At 68.2% G+C, this 17,894-nt stretch carries 12 protein-coding genes; 4 read left to right on the top strand and 8 right to left on the bottom strand.

The window, feature by feature from the left end; translation table 11 throughout:
• Positions 1 to 6: 6 nt before the first annotated feature.
• Together AOZ53_RS18620 and AOZ53_RS18615 are read right to left on the bottom strand one after the other, a co-directional pair.
• Positions 7 to 5,238, bottom strand: a complete 5,232-nt coding sequence (locus AOZ53_RS18620; protein WP_082385679.1) for a S6 family peptidase — start codon at positions 5,236 to 5,238, stop codon at positions 7 to 9.
• Positions 5,239 to 5,478: 240 nt separating this feature from the next.
• Positions 5,479 to 7,002: a MocR-like pyridoxine biosynthesis transcription factor PdxR gene (locus AOZ53_RS18615; protein WP_054430643.1), complete on the bottom strand. Its 1,524-nt coding sequence runs from the start codon at positions 7,000 to 7,002 to the stop codon at positions 5,479 to 5,481.
• 333 nt (positions 7,003 to 7,335) lie between these two features.
• Between AOZ53_RS18615 and AOZ53_RS18610 the strand changes: the two genes are divergently transcribed.
• From AOZ53_RS18610 to AOZ53_RS18600, 3 genes are all read left to right on the top strand, one after another.
• Positions 7,336 to 7,857: a sigma-70 family RNA polymerase sigma factor gene (locus tag AOZ53_RS18610; protein WP_054488846.1), complete on the top strand. Its 522-nt coding sequence runs from the start codon at positions 7,336 to 7,338 to the stop codon at positions 7,855 to 7,857.
• Positions 7,854 to 8,849 carry a FecR domain-containing protein gene (locus tag AOZ53_RS18605; RefSeq protein ID WP_054488844.1) on the top strand — a complete coding sequence of 332 codons (996 nt, stop codon included), beginning with the start codon at positions 7,854 to 7,856 and terminating at the stop codon, positions 8,847 to 8,849. Before AOZ53_RS18610 ends, AOZ53_RS18605 begins: the two co-directional genes overlap by 4 nt.
• 128 nt (positions 8,850 to 8,977) lie before the next feature.
• Complete coding sequence (locus tag AOZ53_RS18600; RefSeq protein WP_054488843.1) at positions 8,978 to 11,410, top strand: TonB-dependent receptor; 2,433 nt, start codon at positions 8,978 to 8,980, stop codon at positions 11,408 to 11,410.
• 77 nt (positions 11,411 to 11,487) lie between these two features.
• Here AOZ53_RS18600 and AOZ53_RS18595 read toward each other — a convergent pair whose 3' ends face one another.
• The 4 genes from AOZ53_RS18595 to AOZ53_RS18580 all read right to left on the bottom strand — a co-directional run bounded on the left by AOZ53_RS18595 (position 11,488) and on the right by AOZ53_RS18580 (position 15,370).
• Entirely contained in the window at positions 11,488 to 12,315 is an 828-nt protein-coding gene (locus AOZ53_RS18595; RefSeq protein WP_054430642.1) for an ABC transporter permease subunit, read from the bottom strand.
• Positions 12,308 to 13,144 (bottom strand): taurine ABC transporter ATP-binding protein, encoded by an 837-nt coding sequence (locus AOZ53_RS18590; protein ID WP_054430641.1) that lies wholly within the window; start codon positions 13,142 to 13,144, stop codon positions 12,308 to 12,310. The genes AOZ53_RS18595 and AOZ53_RS18590 overlap by 8 nt, the downstream gene beginning before the upstream one ends.
• An 89-nt stretch (positions 13,145 to 13,233) precedes the next feature.
• Positions 13,234 to 14,262, bottom strand: coding sequence for a taurine ABC transporter substrate-binding protein (gene tauA / locus AOZ53_RS18585; protein WP_054488841.1), 1,029 nt, complete (start codon positions 14,260 to 14,262; stop codon positions 13,234 to 13,236).
• A 268-nt stretch (positions 14,263 to 14,530) separates the two neighbouring features.
• The gene (locus tag AOZ53_RS18580) at positions 14,531 to 15,370 is read right to left on the bottom strand and encodes a LysR family transcriptional regulator (protein WP_369816834.1); all 840 of its coding nucleotides are present in this window, start codon (positions 15,368 to 15,370) and stop codon (positions 14,531 to 14,533) included.
• Between the two features lie 102 nt (positions 15,371 to 15,472).
• On the opposite strand from AOZ53_RS18580, the gene AOZ53_RS18575 reads away from it, so the two are divergent.
• Entirely contained in the window at positions 15,473 to 16,423 is a 951-nt protein-coding gene (locus tag AOZ53_RS18575) for a DMT family transporter (protein WP_054488837.1), read from the top strand.
• 73 nt (positions 16,424 to 16,496) lie between these two features.
• Here the strand turns inward: AOZ53_RS18575 and folE are convergent, their stop codons facing one another.
• Positions 16,497 to 17,042 (bottom strand): GTP cyclohydrolase I FolE, encoded by a 546-nt coding sequence (gene folE, locus AOZ53_RS18570; RefSeq protein ID WP_006395285.1) that lies wholly within the window; start codon positions 17,040 to 17,042, stop codon positions 16,497 to 16,499.
• Positions 17,043 to 17,141: 99 nt separating this feature from the next.
• Positions 17,142 to 17,798: a response regulator gene (locus AOZ53_RS18565; protein ID WP_054430637.1), complete on the bottom strand. Its 657-nt coding sequence runs from the start codon at positions 17,796 to 17,798 to the stop codon at positions 17,142 to 17,144.
• Between the last annotated feature and the right edge of the window lie 96 nt (positions 17,799 to 17,894).

The following is a 17,894-nucleotide window of genomic DNA, read 5'->3' as shown; positions in this document are numbered from 1 at the left end:
CCTGGTTCAAAACTGATAGCGCACACCGACCTGGCCGCTGTAGTCGTGTTTCAGTTTGCCGGCGAAGCTGCTTTCGACCTGGCTGTAAACGCGCCAGTTGGGCGACAGCCTGGCGTTGAGCGACACGTTGACCAGATAACGGCTGTCGTCCGCCATCGGATTGCTCAACCTGTCTCCCGGAACGCTGTTGTTCAGGATCTCGACACTGCCGCCGCGCCGCAGGTTCTGCAGCCGGAACAGCCCCGCGGACAGGGTCAGCGCATGCTGTTCGTCCGACTCCAGGGTCAACCCGGCAGCGGCGCCGATCTTGGCATAGATCGGCGTGCTGGCATTGATCTGCACATCGACGCTGTTGTCGGCGCCGTGCAGCGTATAGGCGCTGGTGCGGCCGGTGGCCACTTCGATCGAGGGTTCGATGAAGGCGCGGCCATTGAACAGGTTCTGCCGCCATCCCGCCTGCACGCTGGCCAGCAGCGACGTGGATCGCGCGTCCTGGCCGTCAATGTTCAGGTTGACCGGCAGATGGTAGGTCTGGCGGGTTTTCAAGTACTTGGCGACGACGTCGATGAAGGGGCCGTTCTCGTTGATCCACGCGTAGTAGACGCCGATGCCGCCCGTGGTGTGCTTTTCCGACAGATCGCCTTCTCCTCGGGCGGACCCTTGGGTGTAGCTTCCCATGACGCCATACAACTGCCTGCCCAGCTTGCGGTCAAGACCCAGTTGCAGCATGGTGTGTTTCAGGTGCAGTTGCTCGTAGTCGGCCTGGCCGTGGCTGGTCTTGAACCATAGCCCGGCTTGTTCATTCAATTGGCGCACGTCTCCCAACCGTTTGTTGAGCTGGTTGGTCTCAAGCACGAAAGCGACCTTCGGCAGGCTGGCCAGCACGCTGGTGCGGAGGATTTGTCGCCGTACCGAGGTAATCTGCTTGATGGTGTCATCGTTCGCGGTGATGCCGGATTGTTGCAACCGGTCGATGATTCCCCCGCGCGATTGCAGGGCGTCCAAGTCGGACAGTCTCAATGAGAATGGCGTGAACAGCGACAGGCCGCCCGTGCCGCGCGCAGCGGTACCCGTATCCGGTGTGCCGACAGGGGGCGGATCCAGGCCGGGTTCCTTCTCGGCTGGCGGGGCGACGGGACCGGTGGCGCCCGTGTCGGCGGGGTTATCGGCAGGGCCGGTGGCGTCCGCGCCGGGAGGCGTGTCGGTCGATCCGGTGCCGAGCGGGGGCTCTGCCTTGTCGCCGCCACCGGCATCGCCTGGCAGCGGCGTCGTCGGCGCATCGCCGGGCGTCGGTGTCTCGCCGGGCGGCAAGGCCTCCGGGCGCCCCTTGTATGCCAATTGCCATTTCTTCAGCGTGCCGTTGCTGACGATTTCCAGATTGGGCGTGTAGACGGTGAGCCCCTGCGTGACGGAGCCGGGTTTGAAATAACTGTCCGCCGTCGTCACGGGGGCGGCTGCCAGCAGCAGGGCGCCGCTGCTGTCGGGCGGCACGGGGTCGTGTACCAGGAGCGTGAGATCCAGGCTGTTGTCGCCGCCCTGGGCCAGGGTGGTGATGAGGATGCTGTCGCTTTCGCCGCTTTGCGGCCGCGCGCTCAGGGCGAAATGCACGCCGCTGGCGATCAGCGTGTCGGTCTGCAGGGTGTGCGGGGTCCAGCCCGCGCCGGGTTGGGACAATTCCACGCGACCCGCCGTCGGCAGATGCAGCAAATCGAACTGGCGATCTTGCATCAGCCGCCAGGGGGCATCGCTGCGCAGGCTGATGAGCCGCCATTGCCGTTGGTCCGCGTCATGGCTGACCGCAAGGCCGCCCAACCATGGATTGCCCTGGGCTGGCGTATCGGCGACATCGACGTTTGCGAAAGCCTGCTCCAGCGTGAACAGGTCTGCCGGCGTGGATGATGGGGCGCTCACCAGCAGCGTTTCCCTGGCCTGCGCGGCAGCGCCGCTTCGAGGGATGCCGAAATCGGTGATTCGCAAGCGGTTGCCGCTGCCGTCAAGCTGGGTGCTGACCGTCAACTGGTCATGCTCGCCGCTGGTCGGGTCGACGCGCAGGGCAAACACGCTGTCCGATGCGGCAACGGTGTCGACGGTCAGCGTGTAGGACGCCTTCGTCGTCCCGGCCGGAGGCGGATTCAATGCCAGCGCAGAGCCGGGATTCGCCCGCGTCATGAACGCCTGTTGCGTCAGGTCCTTGTCGTCGAAACCCAGGATCGCGTTGCTGGCGCGCAGCGATTTCAGCGTGGAATCCCCCGTGATGATCCAGCGGGAATGGTCGTTTGCCTGCATGTCCGCCTGGGCGGCGGTCACGGCTCCGGCATACACGGTCTGGGGCGGCGCGGTTGCGGCCGGCGTGCCCAATGTGATGTGGCTTGCCGTCAGGCTGGAGATATCGCTGAACGAATGGCTGCCGGGCGCCATGTGCACGCTGGCATCGCTGCCCAGCAGATGGATGCCGTTGGTGAAGTAATCGGCCGGGCGGATGTCGGTCGATGGCAGGCTCGCGGTGTTGCCGGACAGCGTCAGCGCCGCGCCGTCGGCCACCGTGATGACGCTGTCGCCATACCAGCCGGCGGCTCCCCGCAGATGCGCGCCGCGGTGCAGCGTCAATGCGCTGGCGCTGAAGCGGCTGTAGCCGGTCAACGTCGCCTGATCGGAAAAGACATTGATGGCGCTGTCGCCGGCATCGATGGCGCCCGCGAATTGCTCGTGGATGTCCAGTGTTGAGTGTCCGCCCAGGGAAACCTTGCCCTGGTAACGGCTCTTGTCGGCGTCCGTGCTGGCGATGGATGTGCCTTTCAGCGGTTCCTGGCCCAGCGGTCCGCCATCGTTCCTGTTGAGGTACAGCAGCGGGCTGCCCAGGATGACCTGCGCGCGCTCCGCGACAATGTCGCCCAGCAGGGTGGCGTTGCGTGACAAGCGGAAAGTGGTGTCTGTCAGCGCCAGTTTCCCGACGGCGAACTCGCGCGTTTCCCAATCCGGCTGGTCAAACGACACGGATTGCGTCCAGACGGAGTCATCCCCGAGATCGAGCAGCTTGCGCGCATCATCCGGGGTGTTGATCGCATGGATCACTGGATGGCCCTGGAAGACCAGTTCGCCTTGCCGCTGCGTGAACGCGTTTTCGCCGAGGTCCATGCCGCCGTCGGCGATGAAGACCGTTTTCGGCGGGTTGGCGATGCGGACGTCGAGGTTGTCCCGCAGGGTTCCCGAGAACAGGAATTCCGTCTGTCCGGGGAAGTACTCCCGCTTGCGCTCGTTCGCCTTCTCCAGCGCGACGGTCAAGGTTTGTCCCACGTATTCCCAGTCGTCGTTGCTGGCCACGGAACCGTAGGTCGGGACGGCGCCAAAGGTGTTCTGCTTCAGGACGAAAAAGCTGAGCCCTTGTTTATAAAGGTCGCCCCGTTGCCCGGCGCCCGCCCTGACCGGCATCCGTATGTAATCGCTTACCGTTGGCGGGGCCACGGGCGCGAGGTTGATGGTTACGGTTGCTGTCTTCGTCGCGGTGTTGGTGATCGTGGCGCCATGGTCTTTGGCATTGGCGTGCAGTCGATTGAACGTGATGTCATTGCCATTGAGGTTCAGGACCCCGCCGCGAGCGCCCCATTGGATACGGTCGGGGTCGACCTGCCTGCCGTCGCCAAGCACGACTTCGGCGCGGCCGCTGGACAGGGTGATGCCGTCGAACGCCTGGACGTTGCCGCCGGCGTCCGGCCGTTGCGACAGAATCACCTTGCCGTCACCCACTTTCAGGCCGCCCGGGTTGACGCCTTGGCCCGCGATGGTCAGGGTGCCGCGGCCGATCTTGTGCAGGTTGTCGCCGGCCACGCCGTTGACGCGCCAGACCACGGTGGCGCTTTCCTTGACGTCGATGCCGCCGCCCATCCAGGTCTGGTCCGTTTCCGGGGAAACCTCGTAGCTGTCGTGGAAGGTCAGCGAGCCGGCTCCCTGGTTGATCGTGTCTTGCAAGGTGATTTCGCCACGGCCGGTGCCGTCGGCGGTGCGCAAGGACAGGTTCTTGCCGGCGTCGAGACCTTCGAAGTCGAGCGCGCTGTTGCCGTCCGCATAGGCCAAGCCCGGCGTCTTCTTGTAGCCATGCATCAGGAACTGGCGGTCCTGCTGGGTCAGGCTGCCCACGCCCTGCGCGCGATCGAATGACCATTGCAATGGGCCTTTGCCTGCCGCGAAGACCACTTCCGGATCATTGTCCTTGTCGAAAACGCTGGCGATAAAGTCCGATGGCAGGTGCGACCAGTAGACGTAACTCGCATCGTCGGGCAATTTAAGATCCGCCGTCACGCCAGCAAGCACCCACTGCTTATGCTCGGCATCCCAGGCGAACAATGGGGAACCGCTGTCGCCGTGCAGCGCGAATGAGGGCAACAGGCCGTTGTCTCCCCGCGCGACGACAAACGTCTCATTCGACCATGTCGGCGTCACGATGCCGCCTGTCGCCCATTTGTACGCATAACCGAGCTTATGCGCGCCGGGCGGGATTGCGATCGTTTCGTTCGCGGAGTCGAGGCCCCTTTCGGGATGATCGCCGACGAACTGGATACCCATGCCGACACGATAGAACAATGGGAATCGCTTTTTCTCTTCTTCTGTCCAGAGATCCGCGTCGCCCATGGAAAGCAATGGTGTCGACGTGCGCGCCACCGGAAAGGTGGCGACTGGCGCCACGTCGGTGGCCAGTTTGCCCAGCCGGTTGAGATCGAAATCCCATTCCTGGGTCCAATCCCTCTCGCGGTGGTAATCCGGGTGCACGTCCCTGCGGATCTGGGAGTAGGTCACGCCGGCAAAGCGGGCGCTGTCATGTCTGCCATTGTGCGCCACGCCGGCGGTGTATTGCGGTGCGATCAACGTTGCGATCCCGTTGTCGTCGCTGACGCTGGAGAAATCGATGAACGGAATGTCGCCGCTCAAGCGGCCGCGCAGGGCGCCCGATTTGTCGTGGATGGGAGCGCCCAGCGCGCCAGGCTGGAAAGCCCCCTTGTTTTCGGCGAAATCCCGGTAGGTCTGGTAGGGGATGTCGATGCTTACGTAACTGGCGCCCGCGATGCCTGGACACAGGCTGGCGAACAACAGGGGCAGGGCGGCCGATAGCTTGCCGATCGGCATTCTTGCGCTGGCCGACCGGGGGGGGGCCGTCGTCGAGCCACGTTTGCGTCCGCCGCATAACTCGGATACCGCGATCAACTGGTGCCGATGATCATATTTGAGTGAGTAGATCTTGTTCATGGTGATGGGACGTGCGCCCGTTGGAAGGTGGGGCTGTCGCGGCGGGTTTTCTCGACATCGCTGCAAACGCGGCGGGCGGCATTTCCTGGCCGCCCGTTCGGAAATCAAGCAAGGACGCGCAGGAGGATTCCCGGAAGAAATCCTCCTGCGCGTCCTTGCTGGAATGGGATTGAACTTGAGTTTGGCGAGCCCTGCGTTGAATCAGCCGATAAATCGGACTGCTTCCATTTCAACGCCGGTTCAGGCGGCCGCCCGCAGGCGGAAGCGGCGCACCACCTGCGCCAGTCTCTCGATGCCCGGACCGATATGCTCGGCGCGGATCGAGGTGAAGCCGACCCGCAGGAAGTTGCGCGGCGCGCCGGCCGCATCCATGAAGAACACCTGGCCCGGTTCCACCACCACGCCTTCGGCCAGCGCGGCCTGCGCCAATTCGGTGGCGTCCAGCCATTCCGGGCCTTTCAGCCAGCACGAGGAAGAACCGGTGATGGGCACGGCGGTGAAGTCGGGCAGCCAGTGCGCCAGCGCCTCGGCCAACTCAGTGCCGCGCTTCTGATAGGCCTGCGATTGCCGCCGCAGCAGCGAATGATGGTGCCCCAGCGAAATGAACAGCGAGAACGCCCGCTGGATATAGGCCGAGGGATGGCGCAGCATCAGCCGGCGCAGCGCGCGCAGTTCGGCCGTGAGCTCGCGCGGCGCGACGATATAGCCGATGCGCAGCCCCGGCGCGAACGACTTGGCCAGGCTGCCGACGTAGATCACGCGACCGTCGCGGTCCAGGCTCTTGAGCGCCGGGATGGCGCCGTCGCCCCAGCGGCTTTCGCTTTCGAAATCGTCTTCGATGATGAGGCTGTCGGCCTGGCGCGCCAGCGTCAGCAGCGCCTCGCGGCGGGCCGGCGACAGGGTCACGGTGGTGGGGCACTGGTGGCCGGGCGTGACGAACAGATAGTCGCAGCCCAGCAGCTGGGTGCCGGTGCACAGCCCCTGTTCGTCCACCGGCAACGGCAGCAGGTGGCGGGTGTGGCTGGCGAAGATGTTGCGGGCATCGGGATAGCCCGGGTCCTCCATGCCGACCACGGTGTCTTCGTTGACCAGCAGGTCGGCCAGCAGATAGAGCGCGTGCTGCGCGCCGACGGTGACCACGATCTCTTCGGCGTCGGCCCAGATGCCGCGGCGCGGCAGCACCTGGGTGCGGATCTGCTCGATCAGGGCGCTGTCGTCGTGGGTGATCAGGTCCGGTGCCCAGCTGCGGATGTCCAGCACCGACAGCGCCTTGATGCAGCATTCGCGCCAGTCGGCGGTGGGGAACAGGTCCTGGTCGAACTGGCCGTAGACAAACGGGTAGGGCTGCGTCTGCCAGTCGCGCGGCTTGATGATGTTGCGCTGCCGGCTGGGCCGGAAGCGCAGCCGTTCGTCCCAGCGGATCTGGTCGGCCGGCGGCGCCAGGCCCGGTTCGCCGGCGGCGGGCGCGGCGCGGCCTTCCAGCACGCCGTCGTGCACGAAGTGGCCGCTGCGCTCGCGCGATTCCAGGTAGCCCTCGCTGACCAGCTGCTGGTAGGCGAACACCACCGTGTTGCGGGCGATGCCCAGCTGGTCGGCCAGGTAGCGGCTGGACGGCACCGGCGCGCCCGGCGGCAGGTGCCCGCTGAGAATGGCCGACACCAGCATCTGCCGCACGCGTCCCTGCAGGCTGAGGTTGGGCGCGCTCTCCCGTTCGAACAGGCGTTCCCACAACACAGGCTTGAGCATCGAGGCCTGGCTGGACATGGCGGCTCCTTGAAGTGGCGGCGCGCCCTGGCCGCCGCGGCGCCGGGCGTCGGGCGGGAGCAGGGACGGAACCCCAGGATAGAGGAGCGGCGTGGGCGAAAGGAATGGGGGATTGCCCTGCCGGGGCGGTCTGTTTGCGCGCGCGGGCGGAAAAATGGAACGCGCGCCAGGGCGGCGGCGGGGCTGGCGCGGGCACGGCGGGCCGGGTCGCGTTGCCAAGCATTCTTTCCCCTGTCTACAATAACGATAATCGTTCACAATTGATCTCGACCCGGCCAGGCCCGCCACCGAGGCTGCCTCGCCGCCGCGCCCGTCTCGCGTGCAGGCCACGAGATGTCCCCCAGCGACCTTGCCGTGCCGCAGACCGTACATACCCTCTACACCCATCACTACAGCTGGCTGCGCACGTGGCTGGTGCGCAAGCTCGACAACGCGTTCGACGCGGCCGACCTGGCCCAGGACGTGTTCGTGCGCCTGCTGGCGCGGCGCGATCGCGCCGCCGTCATGGCCATGCGCGAGCCGCGCGCCTATCTGCGCACCATCGCCCATGGGCTGGTGGTGGACCACTGGCGCCGGCGCGACCTGGAGCAGGCCTGGCTCGAGGCGCTGGCCGCGCAGCCCGAGGCCTGGGCGCCTTCGCCCGAATTGCGCCTGGAGCTGCTGGAAGCGCTGATCCAGATCGATCGCATGCTGGACACGCTCAAGCCGCTGGCGCGCAAGGCGTTCCTGCTGGCGCAGCTGGAAGGGCTGAGCTGCCCGAAGATCGCCGCGCGCCTGGGGGTGTCGCTGGCGACGGCCGAGCGCTACGTCGCCCAGGGGCTGCGCGCCTGCCTGGCGTTGCAGGCCGAGGCATGAGCCGCGCGGCCGGCGTGCCGCCGGAGATGATCGACGCGGCCATCGCCTGGGCCGTCAGGGTGGATTACGGCGAGCCTTCCGCCCGCACGCGCGACGCCTTCCAGGCCTGGCTGGCCGCCGACGCGCGCCACGCGCAGGCCTGGCGGCAGGTGACGGCGCTGAAGGCGCCGTTCGCCGCGGTCAGCGGCAAACCCGGCAATGCGGCGTTGCAAGCGCTGGACAGCGCCCAGGCCTGCCAGGCGCGGCGCCGCGCCCTCAAGCTGTTGACCCTGTCCGGCGCCGCGCTGGCCAGCGGCACGGTGGGCTGGCTGGCCTACGTGGAAGCGCCCTGGCAGCGCCTGGTGGCGGACGCTAGCTCGGCCATTGGCGAGCGCCGCGCCGTGGTGCTGGCGGATGGCACGAAGCTGGTGCTCAACGCCGACAGCGCGGTGCGCGTGCGCATGGACGCCGCGCTGCGCCTGGTCACGCTGATGCGCGGCGAAATCCTGGTCGAGACCGGCGCCGATGCCGGCCATGCCGCCCGCCGCGAGTTCTGGGTCGACACGCCGGCCGGCCGGCTGCAGGCCTTGGGCACGCGCTTCGTGGTGCGGCTGGCGGGGGAGCGGGCGCGGGTCAGCGTGCTGCAAGGCGCGGTCGCCCTGCATCCGGCGGATGCGCCCGGGACCCGGGCGCTGGCCCAGGCCGGCGAGAGCCGCTGGCTCGAGCGCAACGGCGTGCGGGCCGCCGACAGCCTGGGCTATGCGCCCGACGCCTGGACCGACGGCATGCTGGCCGGCCGCGACATCCGCCTGGCGGACCTGGCGGCCGAGCTCGACCGCTATGCGCACGGCCGCATCCGCTGCGATCCCGCCGTGGCGGAACTGCGCATCTCCGGCGTCTTCCATCTCGACCGGCCGGATGAAACCCTGCGCTTCATCGAACAATCGTTGCCGGTGCGGGTGTCGCGCCTGGCGGGCTACTGGATCCGGCTGCTGCCCTTGGCCGGCGCATGAGGGCGCGGGCTGATTCGTCGTTGTTACATCTTTTCCGGGCGGGGCTGAGGGGATTGCGGCGCCTCACACGGCATGAAAGGTAGAAGACCCGCGCGTGGCGGGTCCGACACGACTGAATCGAGTGATCCATGACCGTACCGTCCCGCCTTCTTCCGGTTGTCGGCCCCCGCCGGCGCCGCGTCCTGCCCCTGATGGTGCTGGCCCTTGCCGGCGCCGCCGCCGATGGCGCCATTCCCGGCGTCGGCCTGGCCCAGGCGCAAGCCGCCGCGCCCGATCTGGCGGCGCGGCAGCGCTATGACATCGCCGCGGGGCCGCTGGACCAGGCGCTGGCGCGCTATGGCCGCATCGCCGGCGTCAACCTGAGCTATGACGCCGCCCTGGTGGCGGACGCGCGCACGGCGGGCCTGTCGGGCGACTTCAGCGTCGACCAGGCGCTGCGGCAGCTGCTACGCGACACCGGCATCGATGCCGTGCCGCGGTCCGGCGGCGGCTATGCGCTGCGCCGCGCCGTCGACCACGGCGCCGTGACGCTGCCCGAGATCACGGTGCCGGGATCGTCCATGGCGCTCGCGGCGGAATTGCCGCCGGCCTTTGCCGGCGGCCAAGTGGCGCGCGGCAGCCGTCTCGGCATGCTGGGCTATGGCGACGTGTTCGAGACGCCGTTCGCCACCAAGTCGTTCACCAGCGAGCTGATCCGCAACCAGGGCGCGCGCACGATGAACGACATCGTCGCCAACGACCCCTCCATCCGCACCAGCCTGTCGGCCACCTCGCCGCTGGACCAGAGCTCGATCCGCGGCTTCCTGACCAACAGCGACGCCTATCTGTTCGACGGCCTGGAAGGCCTGTTCGCCTACAGCAACATCCCGATCCAGCACTATGAGCGGGTGGAGATCCTCAAGGGGCCGGCCGCCGCGCTGATCGGCGGTTCGGGCTACGGCAGCACCGTCGGCGGCACCTTCAACCTGGTGCCCAAGCGCGCCACCGATGCGCCCGTGCGCGTGGTTTCCGCCTATGCCACCGACAAGGCCCTGTTCGGCACGCACGTGGACCTGGGCGAGCGCCTGGGCGAAAACCGGCAATGGGGCATCCGCGTCAACGCCACCGCCGAGAACGGCAAGCGCTATGACGACGCCCGGCGGCGCCTGGATGCGATGCAGGTGGCGCTCGATTATCGCGGCGCCAACGTGCGCGCCACGCTCGACGCGGGCTACACACGGCGCCGTTCCACGCCCATGTTCAATCACTGGCTGCTGGCCCCCGGCGCTAGCGTGCCGTCGGTGCCCGATCCCGACATCCATCCCAAACCCTCGTGGGAAGTCCTGGACGTGCGCCAGCGCTTCGGCGTGGTGGGCGGGGAGTGGGATTTCACGCCGGGGTGGACGGCCTATGCACGCTACGGCAAGCTCAAGGAAAGCGCGCCGACGCGCTATTACATCGACCAGACCACCATCGACGGCGAGGGACGCTATCGCTACGCCAGCGCCACCAGCATGCTGTGGGACCAGGTCAACGAGGTCGGCGACCTGGGCGTGCGCGGCGAGGCCCGGCTGGGGCCGACCTCGCACCGGCTGGCGTTCAGCATGGTGCGGCAGCGGCAGCAACTGCGCAATCTGCGCGAGGTGTCGCGGCCGCTGTCCGCGCCGGTCGTCGGCACCATCTACGAGCAGGTCAATGTGCCGGACCCGTTTGCCGACGGCGCGCCGCACGTGGCCGGCGTGGACAGCCCCGCGCAGTACCTGAACAGCGTGGCCGCCGCCGACACCATCGGCCTGTTCGAGGACAGGCTGCTGGTCACCCTGGCCGCGCGCCACCAGTCGCTCAAGAAAGGCAGCTACGACGAGTCGCGCGTGGTGCCCACCTACGCCGCCCTGTACAAGCTCGGCGGTGGCCTGTCGGTCTATGCCAACTACGCCGAGGCGCTGACGCGCGGCGACACCGCGCCCGCCGGCGCGCGCAATGCCAGCGCGCAATTGGCGCCCTATATCTCACGCCAGCACGAGATCGGCGTGAAATGGGATCGCGGCGAATACGGGCTGACCCTGGCCTACTTCGACATTCGCAAGACCAGCGCCTTCCTGGACGCCGACAACGTGTTCAAGGCGGCCGGACGCCAGCGTAACCGCGGCGTCGAACTGGAGGCGTTTGGCGAGGTGACGCCGGGCACGCGCGTCCTGGGCGGAGTCGCCTGGATCGACGCGAAGATGCTGACCACGGCCAACGGCATCAACGATGGCCATCGGGCCATCGGCGTGCCGCAGCTCAACGTCAATCTGGGGCTGGAGCATGACCTGGCCGCCATCCCGGGCCTGACGCTGACCGGCCGCATGATCCATACCGGGGCGGCCTACGTCGACCTGGCCAACACCCAGCGCATCGGTTCGTGGCGGCGCTTCGATGTCGGGGCGCGCTACGCGACCCGGGTGGCGGGTTACGACGTTACCTTCCTGGCCACCGTCAACAATGTGCTGAACGATCATTATTGGACGATCTCGGGGCGCAACTTCATTTCGTCGGCGGCGCCGCGGACGTGGATGCTGTCGAGTACGGTCGCCTTCTGAGTCGGCGCCCATGCCGGGATTTCCCAGACAGTGTCTGGGAAATCCCGGCGAGCGGTCGGGGCTACAGTTCAAGCGTCCTAGATCCGCCCCTTCCAGGGAATCGCGAACTTCTCCAGATACCGCACCAGCAGATCGAAGGCGAAGGCGAACACCCCGATCACGATGATGCCCATGATGACCGTGTCGCTGGCCAGGAACTGCGCCGCGTTCAGCACCATGAAGCCCAGGCCGCGGTCCGCCGCCACCATTTCGGCGGCGACCAGGGTGGTCCAGCCGACGCCGATGCCGATGCGCATGCCGGTGAAGATCTCGGGCATGGCGGCCTTCAGGATCACGTGCCAGACGATCTGCGTGCGGGTGCCGCCCATGGCGTAGGCCGCGTGGATCTGCTCGATCGACACCGAGCGCACGCCGGCGCGCGCGGCGATCGCCATCGGCGCGAAGATGGCCAGGTAGATCAGCAGGATCTTGGGGAATTCGCCGATGCCGAACCAGATGATGATGAGCGGCAGGTAGGCCAGCGGCGGCAGCGGGCGGTAGAACTCGATCGGCGGATCGAAGATGCCGCGGGCGTAGCGGTTCACCCCCATCAGGATGCCGACCGGGATCGCGGTGGCGCAGGCCAGGAAGAAGGCCGAGAACACCCGCGTCAGGCTGGCCAGGGCGTGCTCGGCCAGGGTCGAGTTGGCCACGCCGTCGGTCATGGCGGACACGAACTTGCCGTACACCGCCTGCGGCGAGGGCAGGAACAGCGGCTTGACCCAGCCGGCATTGGTGGCCAGGAACCACAGCGCCAGCAGCGCGATGCTGGTCAGCAGGCTGATGTGGCCGCTGTAGCCGGCCCCGGGCGCGCCGTAGACCTTGCCCGGCGCCGCGGGCCGACGGCCGCCCAGCCCGCTAGGCATGGACGGCCTGCGCGTCGGAGGCGGCGAGTTCGTCGCCGTAGATGATGCCGAGGACTTGTTCGCGCATGGCGATGAAGTCGGGACTTGATTTGATGCCGCGTCCATCGCGCGTCTCCAGGTAGCGCCGGTTGAAGTCCGGCTGGAAGGTGTGGGTGATGCGTCCGGGGCGCGGCGACATGACGATCAGCCGCGACCCCAGGAACAACGCCTCTTCCACGCTATGGGTGATGAAGAAGAACATCTTGCCGGTCTGGCGCCAGATATCCAGCAGCAGCTCCTGGATGGTCTCGCGCGTCAGCGCGTCCAGCGCGGCCATCGGCTCGTCCATCAGCAGCATGGCCGGATCGCAGGTCAGGGCGCGGGCGATGCCCACGCGCTGCTGCATGCCGCCGGACAGCTGGTAGATCATGTGGCGGTGGAAGTCCTTCAGTCCCACCAGCTCCAGGTTGCGGCGGGCGCGGGCGCGGCGCGTCTCCTTGTCCACGCCTTGCAGCTTGAGGCCGAATTCGGTGTTCTCCAGCACGTTCAGCCAGGGCAGCAGCGCGTGCTTCTGGAACACCACGCCGCGATCGGCGCCGGGGCCGGTGATGGGCCGCCCGCCGAGCGTGATCTCGCCGTCGGTCGGCGAGAGGAAGCCGGCCAGCAGGCTCAGCAACGTGGTCTTGCCGCAGCCCGAGGCGCCCAGCGCGACGACGAATTCGCCGGGTTCGATGGTCAGGTTGACGTCCTGCAGCGCGATCACCGGCCCGCTGTCGTGCAGCCCGGGATAGGTGACGCTGACGTGGTCCGCGCGCAGGGCCTGCGCGGCGGGCGTGGCGGGTGAGGTCATGCGAGGTCCCCTTGCATGGTGCGGCGCCCGCGGCCAGGCGGGCGCCGGGAGCGGGCGCGGCTTGCGGCGCGCCCGGCGCATCGCCGCGGCTATTTGGCGGCCGCTTTGGCGTACTGGTCGGTGACGTGGGCGCTGTAGTCGCCCAGCGCCTTGTCGATCTGCTTCTGGTCCTTGAGGAACTTGGCGCTGGCGGCGAAGGCGCGCGCCGCGCCCGAGTCCTTGCCGCCGCCCAGCCACTCGGCCGAGGCCTGTTCCTGGGCGGTGGGGAAGGTCAGCAGCTTGAGCGCCTCGGCCACGTCATCCGGCTTGCCGCCGATCAGCTTGACGATACTCTTGACCTGGGCTGAATCGGCGGTCCAGGCGGCGGGGTTGGCGCGATACGCCGCATACGACTTGGCCAGCACGCCGGTGAAGGCGGCCATGAACTTCGGGTTCTTGGCGGCCCAGGCGCGGTCCGTCACCAGGCCGTCGAAGGTCGGCACGCTGGCGTGGCCGATGGCTTCCGAATCGGCGATGACCTTGCCGCTCTTCTCGATCTCGGTCAGGGCGGGCGGCCAGACGTAGGCGGCGTCGATGTCGCCGCGCTGCCAGGCGGCGACGATCTGCGGCGGCTGCATGTTCAGGATGCGCACGTCGCGCGGGTTGATCTTCCAGACCTGCTCCAGGCCGACCAGCAGGTGGAAGTGCGAGGTCGATACGAACGGCGTGGCGACGCGCTTGCCCTTCAGGTCGGCGGTGCTGTTGATGCCGGAGCCGTTGCGCGCCACCAGCGCTTCCGATTTGCCGATGTTGTCCAGGATCCAGAACAGTTCCAGGTCGACGCCGCGGGTGGCCGCGGAGGTGATGCCGGTCGAGCCGAGCACGCCGACCGGCACGTTGCCCGAGGCCAGCGCGGTCGAGATGTCGCCGCCCGAGGTGAACTGGCGCCAGTCGACCTGGTAGCCGGCCTCTTTCAGGGCGGCGTCGAAGCTGCCGTCGGCGATGGCGGCCAGGAAGGGGCCGACAATGAGCTGGTAGCCCACGGTCAGGCGGGTCTGGGCGTAGGCGGGGGCGGCCAGCAGGGCGGCGGCCAGGCCGGCCAGGATGCTGCGGCGGATGAGGCGGTATAACGCGTTCATGGTGAGCTCCGGTAGGGAATGGGCCGCGCCCCGATGCGACCGGCTTGTGCCGGTGCGGCCTGTGGTGCCAGTTTGCCCGGATGGGGCCACAGCGCTAGGGCCAGATGCCGTATTCGATAGGAGCCAAGAAGGCCCCACCTTGGGGCGGACGTGGCCATCCCCGCGCGAAGGGCGGTCCAGGCGTCCTAAGTCTTTTAGCGGAGCGGGGGTGGGCCGGGCAGGCCCTGGCCGACAGGTTCCGCCGTCATCGGCAATCCGGCGCGTCGCGCTAGAGCCTGAAATGCCGCCGGATGGTTTGCTCCAGCAGGTCGGCGGCCGGGTCGGTCTGCGCCGAGGTCGCGCGCAGCAGGACGATCTCATGCGCGGCAATGGCGGGCAGCGCAGCCAGCACCCGCATTGCGTTCGTCACCCGCGAGCGATCGATCAGGCTGACGGCCAGGCCCGACTCGACGCAGGCTTCGACCGCCTGGCTCGACGGACTGCTCAAGACCACCCGCCAGGCCAGGCCTGCGCGATCCAGGGCGGTCGTCATCGCCTCCCGGTAGGGGCAGTGCGCCGCGTGCAGGGCCAGTGGCACGGGATCGGGCAATGGCGCTTGCAGCCCGGCGCCACCCACCCAGACCGGCGTGGTCGAGGCCAGGGACTGCGCGTCCGGCCGCCGGGCCATCGCTTGCGCCGCCAGCGCCAGATGCAGGCGGCCACGGCCGACCTGGTCACGCAATGCCAGGCTGGGCGCCGTCGTCACTTCCAGCACGACGTCCGGCCAGTCCGCGGCGAACAGCGGCAGGACGTCACGGATGACGTGGGCCGCGTACTCGTCGGGCAGGCCCAGCTTGATGCGCCCGGCAAGCGCCTTCCCCTGGATGCCGCCCAGCACCCGGTCGTGCACGCGCAGCAGCTCGGTCGTGCCGCCGAGGACGCGCTGGCCCAAGGGCGTCAGCGTCACCGATTGGTTGTCGCGCTCAAGCAGCCGGCCGCCGACCACGGCCTCCAGCCGCTGGATGTGGACGCTGACCGCCGCCGGACTGCGGTGGACATGTTCGGCGGCGGCGCGGAACTGTCCCAACCGGGCCACGGCATGGAAAGTGCGCAGCAGGTCGATATCCAATGATCGGCTCATGGTTTCGATTATGTGAACAAGATGGAAAATATATTTTGATTTATTTGATTATGGCGCGGCCTTAAGGTCAAGGTCATGAGGAAGCCGCCGATGACCCACCTTGCCACGTCCTGCGGGGATCCCCGCAACGCCACCGCCGCCGCGCCAACCGTGACGCGGCCAGCCACGCCGGCCGCTGTGCCGCTGCTGGCGCTGGAGGCCGCGCTGGTCGTGACCTGGAGTTCCGGGTTCGTCGGCACGCGCTTTTCCATCGACCACGCCCCGGCCTTCCTGGTCGTGTTCTGGCGCTGCGTGGTGGTGGCGCTGGCGCTGCTGCCCTGGGTGACAGGCGAGTTGCGACGCACGCCGCCGGCGCTGTTGCTGCGCCATGGCGGCATCGGCCTGCTGGCGATGGCGGGTTACCTGGCGGGCGTCGCCAAGGGCATCGAGTACGGCGTGCCCGCGGGGTTGGCGGCACTGATCGCCGACCTCCTGCCGATCGGCACGGCGCTGCTTGGCGCGGGCCTGCTTGGCCAGCGCCTGCACAGGCGGGTCTGGCTGGGGTTGATGCTGGGATTGCTGGGCGTGATCCTGGTCACGCGCGATGCCCTGGCATGGGGCGAGACGCCGCTATGGACCTACGGCCTGCCGCTGCTGGGCATGCTGTCGCTGGCGCTGGCGACCCTGTGGCAGAAGCGGGCCGATTCCCCCGCGTCCATGGGGCTGCTGTCCAATCTGTGGTTGCAATGCGCCATCTCGGCGGCGGCCTTCGCCGCGCTGGCGGGCAGGGAAGGTAGCTTGCTGCCGGTTCCCAGCGCGGGGTTCGCGCTCAGCGTGCTGTGGACGGCGGCGCTGTCCACGCTGGGCGGCTACGGCCTGTACTGGATCTGCCTGCGACGTTCGTCGCCCACCCGGGTCGCCAGCGTGCTGTACCTGAGCCCGGCGGTCACCCTGTTGTGGGCCTGGGCCATGTTCGACGAGCCGCTGTCGTGGCTGATGCTGCTGGGCACCGCGGTGTCGGGATGCGGCATCTGGATGGTCGTGCGGGGCGAGCGGCGCTAGCGCTTCATTGTCGCGCCAAGGCCGCCGGCCGGGTCTCCAGTGGCCCGGGCGGGGCGAGGCGCGTATCGGCGGTTCAGCGGATCAGGCTGAGGAACTCGGCGCGGGTCGACGGGTTGTCGTGGAACTCGCCCAGCATCACGGAGGTGACCATGGACGAATTCTGCTTTTCGACGCCGCGCATCATCATGCACATGTGCTGGGCCTCGATGACCACGGCCACGCCGGCGGCGCCGGTGACCGACTGCACCGCCTCGGCCACCTGGCGGCTGAGGTTTTCCTGGATCTGCAGGCGGCGGGCGTACATCTCGACGATGCGGGCCACCTTGGACAGGCCCAGCACCTTGCCGTTGGGCAGGTAGGCCACATGCGCCTTGCCGATGAAGGGCAGCATGTGGTGCTCACAGAGCGAATACAGCTCGATGTTCTTGACCAGCACGATCTCGCGCGTGTCGGAGGTGAACAGCGCGCCATTGACGATTTCATCCAGGTCCTGGGTGTAGCCGCGGCACAGGTGGCGCATGGCCTTGGCCGCGCGCGCCGGCGTGTCGGCCAGGCCTTCGCGGGACGGATCTTCCCCCAGGGCTTCGAGAATGGCGGTGTAGTGATTTTCCAATGACATGGGGACTCCTGGGGCTGCGCGCCGGCAACGGCGATGAACACGCAAGTCTACCCCAGCGCGGGCACGCCCCGCACCGGGGAGACCCGTCCGCCAGAGGGGTTATACGCCGCGGTTCTCGACCGCGTACTTGATCAGTTCGGCCTGGCCGTCGATGCCCAGCTTGCGCTTGATGTTCAGGCGGTGGGTCTCGACCGTGCGCACCGACAGGCCGAGCGCCTGGGCGATCTGCTTGTTGGCGTGGCCGCTGGCGATGTGGCGCAGCACATCGCGCTCGCGTTGCGTCAGCAGGGTGGCCGGGGCGCTGGCCTGGGACAGGCGCAGCGACACGGCGGCGCTGAAATAAGTGCGGCCGGTCATGACCGCGTCGATGGCGGCCAGGATCTCCTGGGCGGGCTCGTCTTTCAGCAGGTAGCCGCGGGCGCCGGCGCGCACCGCCTGCACCATGTATTCGGCGTTGTCGTGCATCGACAGCACCAGCACGGCGATCTGCGGATAGCGCTCGTGCAGTTGCGCGGTCAGTTCCAGGCCGCCCACGCCGGGCATGTTCAGGTCCATCAGCGCCAGGTGGGGCAGGGCGCCGCCCTGCGGGTCCTCGGCCAGGCAGGCCTGCAGGAAGGCCAGGGCGGCGGCGGCATTGCCGGCCTCGCCCACCACCTGCAGGTGGGGCACGGTCTCCAGGCGCAGGCGCAGGCCGTCGCGCACCAGCGGGTGGTCGTCGATCAGCAGCAGTCGGATGGGGGAGCTAGGGTCGGTCATGCGGGGCGGGAGGCGTCGGAGGCGTCGGAGAAGGGCGGCGGCAAGGGCAGCCAGGCCTGCAGGGTGGTGCCCTGGTCGGAGGTATGGAAACTGAGG

The organism is Achromobacter sp. 2789STDY5608621, from assembly GCF_001299375.1.
Taxonomy (GTDB): domain Bacteria; phylum Pseudomonadota; class Gammaproteobacteria; order Burkholderiales; family Burkholderiaceae_B; genus Achromobacter; species Achromobacter insuavis.
The sequence above is the reverse complement of the archived record's forward strand: the minus strand, read 5'-3'. Positions and strand labels throughout refer to the sequence as shown.

Coding starts and splice junctions, on each gene's coding strand:
- AOZ53_RS18620 (WP_082385679.1), bottom strand. CDS start 5,238: ATGAACAAGATCTACTCACTCAAATATGATCATCGGCACCAGTTGATC.
- AOZ53_RS18615 (WP_054430643.1), bottom strand. CDS start 7,002: ATGTCCAGCCAGGCCTCGATGCTCAAGCCTGTGTTGTGGGAACGCCTG.
- AOZ53_RS18610 (WP_054488846.1), top strand. CDS start 7,336: ATGTCCCCCAGCGACCTTGCCGTGCCGCAGACCGTACATACCCTCTAC.
- AOZ53_RS18605 (WP_054488844.1), top strand. CDS start 7,854: ATGAGCCGCGCGGCCGGCGTGCCGCCGGAGATGATCGACGCGGCCATC.
- AOZ53_RS18600 (WP_054488843.1), top strand. CDS start 8,978: ATGACCGTACCGTCCCGCCTTCTTCCGGTTGTCGGCCCCCGCCGGCGC.
- AOZ53_RS18595 (WP_054430642.1), bottom strand. CDS start 12,315: ATGCCTAGCGGGCTGGGCGGCCGTCGGCCCGCGGCGCCGGGCAAGGTC.
- AOZ53_RS18590 (WP_054430641.1), bottom strand. CDS start 13,144: ATGACCTCACCCGCCACGCCCGCCGCGCAGGCCCTGCGCGCGGACCAC.
- tauA (WP_054488841.1), bottom strand. CDS start 14,262: ATGAACGCGTTATACCGCCTCATCCGCCGCAGCATCCTGGCCGGCCTG.
- AOZ53_RS18575 (WP_054488837.1), top strand. CDS start 15,473: ATGACCCACCTTGCCACGTCCTGCGGGGATCCCCGCAACGCCACCGCC.
- folE (WP_006395285.1), bottom strand. CDS start 17,042: ATGTCATTGGAAAATCACTACACCGCCATTCTCGAAGCCCTGGGGGAA.
- AOZ53_RS18565 (WP_054430637.1), bottom strand. CDS start 17,798: ATGACCGACCCTAGCTCCCCCATCCGACTGCTGCTGATCGACGACCAC.